The sequence below is a fragment of the Marinobacter guineae genome, assembly GCF_002744735.1.
GTDB classification, from domain to species: Bacteria; Pseudomonadota; Gammaproteobacteria; order Pseudomonadales; family Oleiphilaceae; genus Marinobacter; species Marinobacter guineae.
Genome location: NZ_KZ319340.1, coordinates 1,179,453 through 1,194,388 on the forward strand (window position 1 = coordinate 1,179,453; position 14,936 = coordinate 1,194,388).

Consider the following 14,936-nt stretch of genomic DNA (forward strand, 5'->3'; position numbering starts at 1 on the left):
CGGATCTCAGTGGTTCATGTTTGTCGGGCTACTCTGACTCTGCCTCACGGATTTCATAACTATGAGTGATTTCAACGCCGGCCTTTTCAAGCATGATAGACGCTGAGCAATACTTCTCGGCCGAGAGACTGACCGCACGCTTGACCAGGTTTTCCTTCAATCGGTTACCGGTGACCACGAAATGCAGGTGAATCCGGGTGAAGACCGCGGGAATTGCATCGGCCCGGTCCGCTTCGAGCTCGGCATGGCAGGCCGTCACGTCCTGCCGGCTTTTGTTCAGAATGCTCATAACATCGAAGGACGAGCAGCCACCCAGCCCCATCAGCAGCATCTCCATCGGGCGTGGCCCAAGATTCTGGCCGCCGTGATCGGGTGGGCCATCGAGCTGAACACTGTGGCCGCTGCCGCTGGTCACTTTGAAACTGGCGTTGCCGGTCCAGTCGACGGTCGCTTTCATGGGGGTGTCTCCGTTGTGATGGCTGTGGGCCAGTGTTACCCGCAGCGCTGATACCGATAATATGAGGCCGGATGCTAGCACAACCTGCGAGAGGGAGCAGCCGGGCCCGGATACATGTTGTATACTCTTTCCGGTTGCCCGAAACAGGCCTTCTTGTTATAAGTTGCGCAGTTTTGTAAGAAAAAAGAGCGAACCCGCACGGAAAGCCGGGTGAATAACAAACAATGGGACCCGCCAGTATTTGAGGAGGCACGACTCGCATTATGGCCACTATCGTCAAGCCGGTTGAGCAGAAAACCAAGCATCTGGATTACTTCCTGTCACAGTGCCATCGTCGGCGCTATCCAGCCAAGAGCACGATCATTTACGCCGGGGACAAGAGCGACTCCCTGTTTTACATCGTCAAAGGCTCGGTAACCGTCATCATTGAGGATGACGATGGCCGTGAGATGATCATGGCCTATCTGAACGCCGGTGATTTCTTCGGTGAGATGGGGCTTTTCGACAACATGGATTCCCGCAGTGCCTGGGTGAAGGCCAAGACCGAATGCGAAGTGGCCGAGATCAGTTACACCAAGTTCCGGGAGATTGCCCAGCAGGATCCCCGGGTGCTGTACTTCATTGGCGAACAGATGGCCTCCCGCCTGCGCCAGACTACTCGCAAGGTGGGTGATCTGGCGTTTCTGGATGTCACCGGCCGTGTGGCGAGGACCTTACTCGACCTGTGCAAGGAGCCCGATGCCATGACCCACCCGGATGGCATGCAGATCAAGATCACCCGCCAGGAAATTGGCCGCATCGTTGGCTGTTCCCGGGAAATGGTCGGACGGGTCCTGAAGACCCTTGAGGATCAGGGTCTGGTCCGGGTCAAGGGTAAAACCATGGTGGTTTACGGCACCCGCTAAGGCAAACAGCGGGTCACCTCTGGTAGTGATTCAGTCGACAATCGCCACGGATTTGATCTGCATCCAGACGTTCCTGCCGGCTTCCAGCTTTAACTGGTGCAGTGACCGGGTTGTCAGACGGGCCAGAAAAGGCGTCTGGCCCGCCAAAAGACGAACCATTGACGTGCCCGGTGTCACCTCCCGGGCAATTTCGTCAATGACTGCCGGCACCAGATTCTGAATGCTCTGATCCGGGTGCGCCGCCAGTGCAATACTGATGTCCCGTGCCAGAACCCTCACTCGTACCGGTTTGCCCGGAACGAGTCCGTCATGCAAGCGCAGCCAAAGCTCGCCTCCATCGAATCCAGCCCGGCATAGATGCCATTCAGGCTCAACCTGCTCGATCGTTGCGTTGAGAATCACGCCGGCATCCTCTTCGAGGCCGAATGGCTGGTCGGTCCGTGCCAGGGTTTCCTGAAGCGGCCCTTCGGCGACCACACGGCCGTTATCCATCATTACGATATGATCGGCAAGGCGCGCCACCTCCGCTGCGGAATGGGATACATAGATCACCGGAATGGCGAGGCTCTCCCGCAGATTCTCGAGGTAAGGCATGATCTCCTGCTTGCTGGTCTGATCCAGTGCAGACAGGGGTTCATCCATTAGCAGCAGGCGGGGGCTGGTCAGCAGGGCGCGGGCAATGGCGACGCGCTGGCGTTCACCACCGGAGAGTTTTGCCGGCATCCGGTTCAGCAGGTGCGTGAGCCCGAGCCAGTCTACCGCCTGATCAAAGGTGATCCGACGCTCAGCTCGAGGAATGCGCCGGTAGCCATAGTTCAGGTTGCCGCTCACAGACAGGTGGGGGAACAGGCTGGTTTCCTGGAACACATAGGCCAGTGGGCGCTGGTGCGTGGGCCGGAAGCCCGAGCTGTCCTGCCAGCATTCGCCGGCGACATTCAGGTAACCCTCTGAGGTCTGTAGCCCGGCAATGCATCGCAACAGGGTGGTTTTGCCGCAGCCGGAGTGGCCAAACAAGGCGGTGACTCCTTTTCCCGGCAAAAGGAGATCCACAGACAGCTCGAAGTTCTCGAAACGGCACCGGAAGCTGGCCTGGATCGGGCTCATCGGACCACCCCTGGTTGCAGCCGGTTGTTCAGGGAGTAAAGGCTGACCAGTACCACGAAGGAAAACAACAGCATGCCGGCGGAGAGCCAGTGAGCCTGGGTGTATTCCAGAGCCTCCACATGATCGAAAATGGCAACCGAGAGCACTTTGGTCTCGCCCGGAATATTACCGCCGATCATCAGCACGACACCAAATTCACCAATAGTGTGAGCGAAGGTAAGTACCGCAGCCGTAAGAAAGCCGGGCCGGGCCAGGGGGATAACCACCGAGAAAAACCGATCTCGGGGTGAGGCCCTCAGCGTGGCAGCGGCCTCCAGCAGATTGTCGTTGATGGTAAGGAAGGCATTCTGTAATGGTTGCACGGTAAACGGCAGGGAATAGATGACAGAAGCCACGACCAGGCCTTCAAAGGTAAATGGCAGCAGGCCAATCCCCAGGCGCTCCGTCAGCTGACCAATGGCACCGTCCGGGCCCAGTAGTATCAACAAATAGAAGCCGAGTACCGTCGGCGGCAACACCAGCGGCAGGGCTACAAGCGCTGAGATTGGCTGGCGCGCCCAGTGCCGGCTTCGGGCGAGCCACCAGGCAATGGGGGTTCCGATCACCAGCAACAAGGCCGTGGTGATGCCGGCAAGTTTCAGGGTCAGCCAGACGGCCTGCCATTCCGGGCTCATGGATTCTCCGCTCGGTGAATCAGGTGGCCGACTCAGTCTGTCGGCATTGGTTCCGTATCGTAGCCGTCTTTTTCAATAATTGCCCGGACCTCTTTGCTTTTGAGGAACGCAAGAAAGGCGGCCGCTGCTGCGTTGTTTTTACCACGCTTGAGGAGCTGGGCCTGCTGGGTAATCGGGCTGTGCAGGGATTCAGGCACCAGCCAGGCTGACCCTCCCGTCTGATTCCAGGCCCGGACCTGAGCCAGTGCCACGAAACCGGCCCCGGCGTTGCCGGTTGCCACGAACTGAAAGGTCTGGGCAATGGAGTCGCCGCTGACCAGCCGGGGCCGGACGGTTTCCAACAACTCCAGGTGATCGAACACTTCCATTGCGGCTATGCCGTAGGGGGCAGTCTTGGGGTTGCCGATGGCGATCCGGGGGCCGGAAGCCGAGGTCAGAAACGATTCCGGGTCAGAGAGCCGATTGTCCTCCCGGCTCCAGAGCACCAGCCGTCCCTCGGCGTAGGTGAAGCGCGTGCCTGCAACGCCGTCACCCTCTCGCTCCAGCCGCTCAGGCCGGGCCCGGTCGGCCGCAAGGAAAACATCGAAGGGGGCGCCGTGGCGAATCTGGGCATAAAGCTTGCCGGTTGAGCCATAGCTGGCGCGGACGGTGTGCCCGGTCCGCTGTTCAAACAGTGGAACCAGCTTTTCCATGGTGGCCGTGAAGTTGGCCGCTACCGCAGCAGTGACCATTGCCGCCTGGCTACCGGCGGATACCAGTATCAGCAAGAGCGTGATCAGGCCGACACAGATGCCTCTGAGTAGCGGATGCTGGCCGGCATGCACTGCAAAATATACTGCCATACGTCCTCTGAGTTGGTTTCATTGAGCATTTCATGACGGCCACCCTCGAACAGCCTGAGCGTCACCGTTTCAATCCCGGCTTCGCGAATGGCCTGAAAGTGAGACCGGATGCCCTCGCCCATTTCTCCAACCGGATCCTCGGTACCCGCGAACAGGTGAACCGGCAGGTCTTTGCGCCACAGCGCAGGATTGATGGACAGCATACCCTCAACGAAATCATGCCACAGCCCCGTCGTGCATTCGAATCCGCAGAGCGGATCGGCCAGGTATTTGTCTACCTGCTCCGGGGCACGGCTCAGCCAGTCGCATTCGGTGCGGTTGGGGCGGAAGTGTTTGTTGAATTTGCCGAAGGTCATCCTGGTAATGGTCGCACTGCGGTGGCACTGGCCTCGAAACAGCCTGATCAGGCCGATCAGAAAGCTTGATGCCAAAAGTTCGGGGCGGTGAATGCGGTTGGTGGCGCTGAGGATCAGAGTGTCCACGGATTCGCCATGGCGCTGGACGCAACTCTGGGCAAGGAATGAGCCCATGCTGTGGCCGAACAGGATAAGGGGCCTGGCCGGGTATTGGTTCCGGGCATAACAGATGACCTGGTGCAGATCTTCGACAACTTTGTGCCAGCCATCCTGATCACTGTAATGACCCAGTTGATCAGGTGGGCAGGTTGGGCCATGGCCGCGGTGATCAAAGGTAACAACGGCAATGCCTTGATGGCACAGCCACTCGGCGAAACCGGTATATCGGCCAGCATGCTCTGCCATGCCGTGGGAGATAACCATAACCGCCCGGGGATGGGCAGGGGAAAACAGGCTGCCGGAAACGGTGTGGCCGTCAGGTGCGTCCAGCTTCAGGGGGAGTTTGTTCATGGCGCTTGCCCGGGTCCTTGTTATTCTTGTCCATTACCGGGCGTTGCCACTCCGGCGGTTTCCATAAATGTTTGAGGCGAGACAGTAATCTGCCGGGCTGTGCCATGTCGCGGAACAGGTCCACGTATTCGTGAGTCCAGAGCACAATCAGGTTGGTGGAATGTACCGGTCGGGTAATACCATACTCCGGTGGCTCCCTGGCGTCCTCGTCCACAAACGAGCCGAACAGGCGGTCCCAGATGATCAGGGTGCCACCGTAATTCCTGTCGATATAGCCGGGGTTCCGGCCGTGATGGACGCGATGGTGACTCGGGGTATTGAATACGGCCTCAACCAAGCCGGGCAGCCGTCCTACCAGGGTGGTGTGGATAAAGAACTGGTACACCAGCGAGAACGCATAAGCCACCCCGATCCAGACCGGATTGAATCCGACCAGAGCCAGAGGCAGGTAAAATATCCACATGCCATTGAAGATGTTGGTGGCATTCTGGCGCATGGCAGTGGAAAAATTCATCCGCTCGGACGAATGGTGCACCACATGGGCTGCCCAGAACCAGCGCATCCGGTGACTGGCCCGGTGCATCCAGTAGAAACAGAAGTCCACACCCAGGAAAGTCAGGAAGGCAGTAAGCCCGTTGAGTTCAAGGTCGAGAATGCGGTAGTGGTAGCACAGAGCATAGACCGGAAAAGCAATGATGCCGGCAAACAGCAGCTCAGTAACCTGGTAGCCGGCCCCAAGTGCAAAGTTGCGTATCGCTTCACGGGTGTCCATTAGCCGTGGGTTGTGCCGTATTTTCAGGTACTCCCACAGGGCAACGGCTACGAACACGGGTGTGGCCATGATGAAAATCAGTTGCCGTTCATCCAGTGCCAGCCACGGCGAGGCGGCCTGCCAGAGAGCAAGCAGACCGCTGTTTTCGAGCACGGCCAGCAGCATGTCGGTTAAAGCCATAGGATTCCTGCCGGTATTTTTGTTCTGCCAGCATTATTGTGGCATGGAACCGGTCAGGGGGAATGTCGTTTCACGCCAGTTTGGCTGACGATTTCCGCCAGTGGTCAGGTGTCAGTTTGCCATACGGTTGTCGGCGTAAATTTTCTCCAGAGCCTGGAGTTGCGGTTGCCACTGGTCCAGCCAGGCTTTGATGTCTTTCGGAATACGTCCCGGTTTGGGCCAGGGCACCGGGTACTCCGGCGGCTGGAACATGGGGGCAAACAGCGCTGCGGCCGTCAGATCGGCCCGGGAAAAACGGTCGCCGACCAGGAACGGTTGTTTGCTGTATATGCCGGCCAATTCGGCGAGCAGACACTCCATTGTTTGTCGGGATTTGTCGGCGGTTTTCTCGTTGATCTTCATCCATTTTCGCATGACCTCATCAACCCGGCTGAAGGCCAGGCTGAGCAGGATCCGGTTATAGAACGGCGTACCGGCGGCCAGCATGGGCACTACTATTTTCGGGCGCTGGAGGAAATGGTGGTAGGAATAACAGCGAATGGCAGGCCCGGCTTCTTGGTCCAGTCGGTGCTCCCAGGCCAGCGCCTGCTCCCGAAAATCCGGATTATCCGGGGTCAGCGGCTGTTCGGGGAAAGTCTCGTCGAGATAGTCCAGAATCCGGGCCGAGCCCTGAACAATCTGCCCATCGTGGGCAAGCACCGGAACCGACGACGCCTCACCCGTCAGTTTTCGGATGGCTTTCACATGCTGGCCTGGTAGCAGGTTGACGGTCTCATAGCTGAGCTCTTTGAAATCAAGGGCCCAGCGAATTTTCTCGCAGTAATGGGAAATGGCAAATTGGTAGAGTTTCAGCGCCATGGGTTGTCTCCTGAATCCGACTCTCAAGCATACTGTCGCCCGCCCCGTTTAAGAAGCCTTGCCTTGAGATTCTCTGGCGTTTCAGTCCGACCATGTAAGCCCGTAGCGGGCCATAATCTGCGCTATTCGCCCGGAACTCTTCAAGGCTCGCGTCCCTTCTGAAAGAAGGTCACTGAGCCCTTCCGAATCCTGGCTCCCCGGAGAGAACGCGATGTAGACGGGCGATTGGTGTATCACATCTGTTATCCGCAGGGCGATGCGGTTCCCCTGCGCCTGCAGTGCCCACTCCATGACATCACGATCTTCCGGGAAAACGTCTGAACGGTGTTTATCCAGTAACTCGATTGCCCGGCTCAGGGGGGCGGGTCCGGACAGAATCCATACCTTTTCAGGATCGTCCCGGTGTTCCGCAATGTAGGCGTCAAGCTCGGGTGAATAGGAATAGCCATTGATGGCCAGCAGGGTCAGGTTGCTGAGCGAGTCTGTGCCCTCGTAATGCCATAAGTTATCCGGATGGGTATACAGAACGGTCGTCGTGTGGCCGGTAGCCTCCTCCGGGAAGACAAAATCCGGTGCATCGCCGTGCAAGGCCCCGACAACGCCATCAATGTAACCATCACGTGCCTGTTGAATTGCCCGGGCCCAGCTCATATTGACGTATTCGACATCGACTCCCGCTAGCCCAAAGGCTTCGCGGGCAATATCAACCATGTATCCCTCACGGTCCGAGCCGGCTTCACAGTTGTGGGGGCACCAGGGATCGGCGCCAATAACGATTTTCCGGCGAGGTGTTTCCTGGGCTGGCAGGGTGGTCTTGGTAGTCTTCGCAGCCGTTTCAGGAACCAGTGTTGGCGGATCTTCTGGCGGCGAGCAGGCGACCAGAATGAAAGCAAAACACAGAACCAGTGGTCTTGGCATATTCGGAAAACCGGGTTGTCGAAGAAGTCGCCTTTACCTGAATCATAGACCCTGGCAGCGGTTTTGTAACCCTGCCGCGGTGTTCAGGCTGCGCTTTTACTCCGGTCTTCTGAGGCTGCCGTCGGCACCAGTGCGAGGGCGAGGTCTTTCATGTGAAGAGTGCCCACATGCTCCTGGTCACGCATTACCCGGTAATTCAGAGACATGTCACCGCCGGATTTCAGGAGTACCGACTCGAGGTTATCCTTCTCCGAGATGTCACCCGCATAAGTGCTTTCACCAGCGTCTGGCTGGCTCATCACCGACCGTACCCTCAAAACCCGTGCCCGGTTAATGTCGCTGATGAAATCGACAATATAGGGATCACCCGGGTTGATCAGGATCTCCTGGGGATCACCTTGCTGGACGATTTCACCGTCTTTGAGAATCACCAGGTGATCGGCCAGCTTCAGGGCCTCATCAAGGTCATGGGTGATGAACACGATGGTTTTTTTCAGCTCCTCCTGCAGTGCCAGCAACAAGTCCTGCATGTCTGAGCGGATCAATGGGTCCAGCGCTGAAAAAGCTTCGTCCATCAGCATGATCGGTGCGTCGGAGACCAGCGCCCGGGCAATCCCGACACGCTGTTGCATACCGCCGGACAACTGGTGTGGATACTGGTATTCGTTGCCTTCAAGACCAACCCGAGCCAGCCATTTCCTGGCATCGGTTTCGAAGTCAGCTATGGTGTAGCCGCGGATATTCTTGGCCATGCCTGCATTTTCCAGCACGGTCTTGTGGGGGAGCAGGGCGAATTTCTGGAAAACCATGGACATGCGCTCCCGCCGGAGCTGGCGAAGCTGTTCTTCGCTAAAGTTCATGATGTCCTCACCGTCGACCCGAATCTCGCCGGCGGTTGGATCAATCAGGCGGTTCAGGTGCCGGATCAGGGTCGATTTCCCGGAACCCGAGAGCCCCATGATCACGGTGATTTCACCATCGTGCATATCCACATTGATGTCCCGCAGGCCAAGAACGTGTTTCTGCTGCTCCAGCAGATCGGCCTTGTTCATGCCCTGGCGAACATATTCAAGGGCCACATCCGGAGTCGGACCGAAAATCTTGAACAGGTTTCTTATCGAAATCTTTATGTCTTTTGCCATGGGTCTTTCCTCACTGCTTCTGCGAGACGTTAATGCGTGCCAGTGATGCCTTGGTAACCCGGTCGAGAATGACCGCCAGGATCACGATGCCCAGGCCGGATACCAGACCAACCCCCAGTTCCAGATTACGTATGCCACGCAGAACCAGTACCCCAAGCCCCGGTGCGGACACCAGGGATGCAATAACAACCATGGCAAGGCTCATCATGATGGTCTGGTTCACCCCGGCCATAATGTTGGGCAGTGCCAGCGGAATCTGGACCTTGTAGAGTTTTTGCCGCGGCGTCATGCCGAAGGCATCAGCGGCCTCAATGACGTCTTTGTCGACCAGCCGTATGCCCAGGTTGGTCAGCCGGATGACCGGAACAATGGCGTAGAGAATGATGGCGATACCGTAAAGTTTTGATTCGGTGACACTGAACAGAAAAATCAGCGGGATCAGATATACGAACGGGGGCAGCGTCTGCAACATGTCCAGAACCGGAATGATGAGCCGCTGAAGCTTGTCGCTGCGGGCCATGGAAATACCAATTGGCACCCCGAACAGCACACAGATAAAAGCGCAGACGAGAATAATCGCCAGGGTCTGCATGGCGTAGCTGTAATGATCAATGAACGCCAGAAGCACGATGCTGCCTCCGACAAAAAGCATCAGTTTCCAGGATTTGGTAACCACATAAACAACCGCCAGCAACACGGGGATCACGATCCACCAGGGCGTGGTGAGCATCCCGTAAAGTGCCCCGTCTAGTGCCCAGCTCAGAGGCTGGGTGAGTGGGTCGAGCACCAGGCTGAGGCTGTCCTTTATTGCCAGAAAACCCTGTTCAAGCCCCTTGGTCAGTTCCCGGGACTGGGGGAAAGCCGCGCAGGACTCGTTCAGTGCGTCCATGGACGGGAACGGAAGGTCCCAGATAGAGGCTGGTTCGGCGCTCTCTCCCTTGGTTTTGTTCAGCAAATCGGCCATCGACATGGGGCCACTGCTCGTGCCTTCAGAGCACCATTCCTTGAGACCTAATGATGAAAACAGGGAATCGTAGGTTGCCATGGGCGGTCAGTCTCTCCTGCGCGCGTCTGGAATCAGATCGGTTTTCGGGAAACTGCCCGGGACACTGCAAAGTTGAGGTCCCGGGCGGGGCAGGTCGGTCAGTTGTTGAGAATTTTAGCCAGCCGTTCTCTGGCCGAATCGTTCAGCCAGGTTGACCATTCGTCACTGTTGTTGCTGAGGAAATACACAGCGGCCTCTTCACCTGACGCGTTGTTCTCGTCCATCCAGGCCAGAATGGAGCTCATGGTGGCAGTTTTGAACGTCATTTTGCTGAGCATCTCGGCAACTTCCGGCTCGCGCTCTTTGAAGTCCGAGGTTACCGACGTCAGGATGGTAGCTGCCGGGAATTCGGAAACGCCCGGATTATCGGCGTCAGCAGTCTGGTTTTTCGTGTGCACTTCTGGCTTGTACTCGCCCAGCTCAACCCGAGTCATATCGTACTTGCCGAGCGGCACGGTGGGGCCCCAGTAGTAACCAAACCAGGGTTCTTCCTCTTGCACAGCCGAGGCCATGGAAGAAGCCAGGGTTTCACCTGAGCCGTGGTTAAAGACTTCGATTCCGGATTCTTCCAGGTCCAGGGCACGAATCAGGTTATCACTGACAACGCGGCAACCCCATCCGTCCGGACAGTTATTAAAAGTGCCGCCTACGAGTTCCGGATTGGCCATCACGCCTTCGATGGTGGTCAGCTCCGGGTGCTTTTCCGCCAGGTAGGTGGGAATCCACCACCCTTCAACGCCGCCCGGATCCAGTACCCTGCTCAGGCGTTCGACCTTGCCTTGTTCTTCCAGCCGCAAGTAAGCCTCGCCTGCGGAGTTCAACCAGAGTTCGGTGATAATGTCCGGCTCACCGTTTTCGGCGACCGAGGTCACCGCCGGAACGGTGTCGGAAGGAACAATAGTGACGTCGCAGCCATAACCCTGCTCCATGATGAATGTGGCCACGTTGGTAACGACCGTGTTGGACGCCCAGTTCATCTCGGTGATGGATACCTCGCCGCATTCGGCCTGGGCCGTGGCGGGTATTGAGAGTGCGCAAAGCATTGCAGCAGACGTAAGCTTTCGCATAGTCACTTCTCCTTTTTCAGGGTTTGTGATGTTCGAAGGGTGTTTCCGGTACTAGCTGGCCGCGGTCCTTTGGGACCGGGTAGTTGGCAATGTTCAGGTCGAAAATGTGACAGAACAAACTCAAACTCTCGGTTAATACTTAATGATCAGGATAACGAACCTCAGCTCAGTTACAAGGGCGTATTCAAAATACGTCTTTAATGAAGACATATTTCGCGCCTGACCGTCAACAAGCTGTAGCAATCAACCGTTAGACTCCGCAGATTCTGAGCCAGGAGGCTGCCATGACAGAATTGCGAGACCTGACGCCCCACACATCGATCGCCAGCGAGCAGGCCAGCCGGGATGGCCGGCAACGCCGGCTGTTGCGTACATTTCTCCCGGAAATGGTCGGGCTTGAGCGCCTGCTGGCCGAGGCGCCGGAACTGGTGACCACCCAAGTGGTCGATCGGGTAACGATGAACGATCTTTCGCTACCGATTTACCGGGTGGACATCGGCTCGACACGGTCAGACGTACCCGCCGTGCTTCTGGTAGGAGGGGTGCACGGGCTTGAGCGGATCGGCAGCCAGGTGGTCATGGCCTGGATGCAATCCCTGTTGGCCCGGGTCACCTGGGATGAGCATCTCGCGGACCTTTTGCAGAAAGTGCGGATAACGGTGCTGCCCATTCTGAATCCGGGGGGTATGTACCTGAATCAACGCAGCAATCCCAATGGCGTGGACCTGATGCGCAACGCGCCGATCACCGCCCAGGACCGGAGCGCCTTTCTGCTTGGTGGCCAGCGATTCTCGCCCCGGCTACCCTGGTACACGGGAGACCCGGAGCAGGGCATGGAGCCAGAGAACGAGGCCCTGGAAACGGTGATTCAGGAGCTGCTGCCCGGTCGCCCGTTCAGTGTGGCCCTGGACTGCCATTCCGGTTTTGGCATGCAGGACCAGATCTGGTTCCCCTACGCCTATCGTCGCCGGCCGATGCGTCGCATTGCCTCAGTGATGGCCCTGAAGCTGATTTGGGAACAGGCCTACCCGAACCACGATTACCGCTTTGAACCCCAGTCCCGCCATTATCTCACCCACGGTGATTTGTGGGATTACTTCTACAAACAGGTGAATCGTGAGAATGCCGGTGTTTTCCTGCCGCTGACCCTGGAAATGGGATCCTGGCGCTGGATCCGCAAACGCCCGCGCCAGCTGCTCCGGCTCCAGGGCTTCTTCAACCCATTGGTGCCCCACAGGCACAAAAGGGTATTGCGCAGCCATCTGAGCTGGATGGACTTTCTGGTCAATGCCGCCGCCAGCCATGAAAACTGGTTGCCCACCCGGGAAGAGGAGTCCATGCTGAGAGAAGCCGCCATCATGCACTGGTACCGGGATTCTCAATAGCATGCACTGGATTCTGTTGCGGGGCCTGACACGGGAGCGAGCGCACTGGGGAGACTTTCCGGCCCTCCTGCGGGATAGGTTCCCGGACCACCACTTTCACGCTGTCGATCTGCCCGGTACGGGTGTGCACTATCGGGATACCAGTCCGGCCTCCGTGGCCGGTATTCGTGAAAAAGTCTGTGAGCAGGTAAGTCATATCCCCAAGCCATTCAGTCTCCTGGCGCTCTCCATGGGGGGGATGGTTGCTCTGGACTGGGCCCAGAACGTGCCCGAAGGTGAAATTCAGAATCTGATCCTGATCAACACCAGTTCCGGCTTCAGCCCGACGTGGCAACGAATGCGCCCAGGGGCCTGGCCCCGGGTTCTAAGGCTGTTGGGCCGCAAGGAATTGTTTGACCGTGAACGGGACATCCTCCGGCTCACCTGCAATCGTGAGGTTCCGTTGTCCCTGGCGAAACAGTGGTACAGCATTCAGCGCCAGCGCCCGGTCAGCACCCGCAATGCCATGAACCAGATGGCGGCGGCTGCGCGTTACATGCCAGGGCAGAAACGCCCTCTGCCGGACGCCTTGTTGCTGGCCAGCCGTGGTGACCGCATCGTTCACTGGCGTTGCAGTGCGGCCCTGGAAGAGCGCTGGCAGTGGACATTGAAGTTGCATCCTGATGCCGGCCATGACCTGCCCCTGGATGAGCCGGAGTGGATCATCCAGCAGATTCGCAGCTGGTTGCCTCGCTAGCATTGGTTGCTTGACGCAACTCTTCTTTCCAGTCAGTCTTTCGGTTTTATCCTTTCATACTGCCAGAGATCATCAGGAACGGAGCCCATAACAATGAAAATCTTCGAGACCAAAACTGCCCCAAACCCCCGACGCGTGCGCATGTTCATGGCCGAAAAGGGCCTTCTCGACAAAGCAGAATTCATCGAAATCGACCTGCAAAAGGGTGAAAACCTGACTCCCGAGTATGTTGCCCGCAATCCCATGAAAAAAGTGCCGGTGATGGAACTGGACGACGGTACCTGTATTGCCGAAACCATGGCGATCTGCCGCTACTTCGAAGAAAGCTACCCGGATACTCCGAGCCTGCTGGGTGACACGCCGCTGGAAAAAGCGCAGCTTGAGCAGTGGCTGCGCTGGATTGAGATGTCCTTGTTTATGCCGGCAGGTATGTGTTTCCAGCACACCACGGGGTACTTCAAGGACCGGATGAATCCGATCAAGGAATGGGGTGAAGAATGTGGCAAGAGTGTCGAGAAATTCATGCACTTCTTGAACAAACATCTGGAAGATCAGGAATACATCTGCTGCGACCGGTTCACTGCCGCGGACATCAATGCTTTCACCGCCATCGCCTTTGCGCGGGTGGTCAATATCCGCATCAAGCCGGAGCAGACCAATCTCCAGGCCTGGTATGACCGCATCAAGGCGCGACCTTCGGCTCAGGCCTGAGCCCCGGTCAGGGCCCCAATGGCCGGACTTCGGTCAAAAAAGCCCGCAATATGGTTACCCGGTAACCCGGCAGGCTACCTCGACCCGGTTGCGGCCGTTACGCTTGGCGAGATACAAGGCCTCATCGGCCCGACCGACGATGGCTTCGACAGTATCATCCGTTTGAAAGCTGGCCACACCCAGACTGATGGTCTGGGTTATCGGTTGGCCATGGGCGTCAATCGCAGGGATCATGGCCTCCCGGAGCTTTTCCGCAACCTCCCGGAGCTTTTCCGCAACCTCCCGAGCGCCCTCCATGGGGGTATCCGGCAGCAGCACCAGCAGCTCTTCGCCGCCCCAGCGGCAGAGTGCGTCCTGGTGTCGGAGTGCGACTTTCAGCCGTCTCGCAGTCTCTCGCAGAACCAGGTCACCCGTGTCGTGGCCCCAGGTATCGTTCACTCGCTTGAACAGGTCCAGATCGCCCAGCACCAGACTGAAGGGCACATCAGCCCGTTTTGCCCGTTGCAGCTCATGATCCATCAGGGGTTCCATGGCGCGACGGGTGAGGAGTCCGGTTAGCGGATCGGTGGACGCCACCTCCCGGAGTTGCTGACGAGCCAGGAATTCGCTGGTCAGAATATGCCGCAACGCCGTCATTACAATCATGCCGATGACCATCATCATTAGCGGGTCGAAGACCAGTGGTCCGACGTCCTCCAATGCAATATCAAGAAAAACCGCCAGACTGGCAAACGTCGCTATCGGTAGCAGGAACAGCAAGGGCCAGTCGCGGAGCCCCCGGACCGAGAGCATGGAAGCGCCGAAGAAGCTGATCACCAGGCCATTGCTGATCTGGTGAAACTCGTTGGTACCGTTTTTCAGGTGGAGCAGTAAAAGCGCCAGGATCATGACCATCAATGACAGCGCCAGCAGCTGTAACAGCAGCCGGCCAGAGCAGCGTGGTTTCCCGAAGTAGTGTGTGGACAGCGCGGTCAGCGCCACAAGAATAACCGGCATCCGGATAGCAAACTCGGTTACCAGGAGGTTGGAGCTGTGGAAGCTGCGGATGTCGTGGGAAAACTGGTACACGACCACGGTAATTAGCAGTATCCAGGCCGCAACCACGACAAATTTTTGCTCTACCGCCTGGGTATGAGCCTCGTGGGCGGATTGCCACTTCTGGGGTACAACCGGCGGTGAATAGAACATCCGGGAAAACTCTTTTTTTGATTTTTGATCGCTTGTTCATTCTTTACCACGAAGCCCGTTTTAACAATGCCGTAAAGTGCTTACCT

Annotated in this window: 16 protein-coding genes; 4 read left to right on the forward strand and 12 right to left on the reverse strand. The window is 57.6% G+C overall.

Going from position 1 to position 14,936, the window contains the following annotated elements; all coding sequences use genetic code 11:
* Positions 1–28: 28 nt before the first annotated feature.
* Positions 29–457 (reverse strand): OsmC family protein, encoded by a 429-nt coding sequence (locus CLH62_RS13380; RefSeq protein ID WP_099618631.1) that lies wholly within the window; start codon positions 455–457, stop codon positions 29–31.
* Between the two features lie 263 nt (positions 458–720).
* On the opposite strand from CLH62_RS13380, the gene crp reads away from it, so the two are divergent.
* Entirely contained in the window at positions 721–1,362 is a 642-nt protein-coding gene (gene crp / locus CLH62_RS13385; protein ID WP_007153756.1) for a cAMP-activated global transcriptional regulator CRP, read from the forward strand.
* A 30-nt stretch (positions 1,363–1,392) separates the two neighbouring features.
* Here crp and modC read toward each other — a convergent pair whose 3' ends face one another.
* The 10 genes from modC to CLH62_RS13435 all read right to left on the reverse strand — a co-directional run bounded on the left by modC (position 1,393) and on the right by CLH62_RS13435 (position 10,830).
* On the reverse strand, positions 1,393–2,466 hold the full coding sequence (gene modC / locus CLH62_RS13390; RefSeq protein ID WP_099618632.1) for a molybdenum ABC transporter ATP-binding protein: 1,074 nt from the start codon (positions 2,464–2,466) through the stop codon (positions 1,393–1,395).
* Entirely contained in the window at positions 2,463–3,140 is a 678-nt protein-coding gene (modB, locus tag CLH62_RS13395) for a molybdate ABC transporter permease subunit (protein WP_099618633.1), read from the reverse strand. The genes modC and modB overlap by 4 nt, the downstream gene beginning before the upstream one ends.
* A gap of 32 nt (positions 3,141–3,172) precedes the next feature.
* Positions 3,173–3,982 (reverse strand): molybdate ABC transporter substrate-binding protein, encoded by an 810-nt coding sequence (gene modA / locus CLH62_RS13400; RefSeq protein ID WP_099618634.1) that lies wholly within the window; start codon positions 3,980–3,982, stop codon positions 3,173–3,175.
* Positions 3,916–4,848, reverse strand: a complete 933-nt coding sequence (locus tag CLH62_RS13405; protein ID WP_099618635.1) for an alpha/beta hydrolase — start codon at positions 4,846–4,848, stop codon at positions 3,916–3,918. Before CLH62_RS13405 ends, modA begins: the two co-directional genes overlap by 67 nt.
* Positions 4,814–5,800, reverse strand: a complete 987-nt coding sequence (locus CLH62_RS13410) for a sterol desaturase family protein (protein ID WP_099618636.1) — start codon at positions 5,798–5,800, stop codon at positions 4,814–4,816. Before CLH62_RS13410 ends, CLH62_RS13405 begins: the two co-directional genes overlap by 35 nt.
* Positions 5,801–5,911: 111 nt before the next feature.
* On the reverse strand, positions 5,912–6,658 hold the full coding sequence (locus tag CLH62_RS13415) for a glutathione S-transferase family protein (protein ID WP_099618637.1): 747 nt from the start codon (positions 6,656–6,658) through the stop codon (positions 5,912–5,914).
* An 81-nt stretch (positions 6,659–6,739) separates the two neighbouring features.
* Positions 6,740–7,576: a substrate-binding periplasmic protein gene (locus tag CLH62_RS13420; RefSeq protein ID WP_099618638.1), complete on the reverse strand. Its 837-nt coding sequence runs from the start codon at positions 7,574–7,576 to the stop codon at positions 6,740–6,742.
* 83 nt (positions 7,577–7,659) lie between these two features.
* Entirely contained in the window at positions 7,660–8,718 is a 1,059-nt protein-coding gene (locus CLH62_RS13425; protein ID WP_099618639.1) for a quaternary amine ABC transporter ATP-binding protein, read from the reverse strand.
* Positions 8,719–8,728: 10 nt separating this feature from the next.
* Complete coding sequence (locus CLH62_RS13430; RefSeq protein WP_099618640.1) at positions 8,729–9,763, reverse strand: ABC transporter permease; 1,035 nt, start codon at positions 9,761–9,763, stop codon at positions 8,729–8,731.
* 98 nt (positions 9,764–9,861) lie between these two features.
* On the reverse strand, positions 9,862–10,830 hold the full coding sequence (locus CLH62_RS13435) for an ABC transporter substrate-binding protein (protein ID WP_099618641.1): 969 nt from the start codon (positions 10,828–10,830) through the stop codon (positions 9,862–9,864).
* 284 nt (positions 10,831–11,114) lie between these two features.
* Between CLH62_RS13435 and CLH62_RS13440 the strand changes: the two genes are divergently transcribed.
* The 3 genes from CLH62_RS13440 to CLH62_RS13450 all read left to right on the forward strand — a co-directional run bounded on the left by CLH62_RS13440 (position 11,115) and on the right by CLH62_RS13450 (position 13,662).
* Positions 11,115–12,215 (forward strand): M14 family zinc carboxypeptidase, encoded by a 1,101-nt coding sequence (locus CLH62_RS13440; protein WP_099618642.1) that lies wholly within the window; start codon positions 11,115–11,117, stop codon positions 12,213–12,215.
* A 1-nt stretch (position 12,216) separates the two neighbouring features.
* Positions 12,217–12,951, forward strand: a complete 735-nt coding sequence (locus CLH62_RS13445) for an alpha/beta fold hydrolase (RefSeq protein WP_099618643.1) — start codon at positions 12,217–12,219, stop codon at positions 12,949–12,951.
* A gap of 93 nt (positions 12,952–13,044) precedes the next feature.
* The gene (locus CLH62_RS13450) at positions 13,045–13,662 is read left to right on the forward strand and encodes a glutathione S-transferase family protein (RefSeq protein ID WP_099618644.1); all 618 of its coding nucleotides are present in this window, start codon (positions 13,045–13,047) and stop codon (positions 13,660–13,662) included.
* A gap of 54 nt (positions 13,663–13,716) precedes the next feature.
* Here the strand turns inward: CLH62_RS13450 and CLH62_RS13455 are convergent, their stop codons facing one another.
* Positions 13,717–14,850, reverse strand: coding sequence for a GGDEF domain-containing protein (locus CLH62_RS13455; protein ID WP_099618645.1), 1,134 nt, complete (start codon positions 14,848–14,850; stop codon positions 13,717–13,719).
* Positions 14,851–14,936 lie beyond the last annotated feature (86 nt).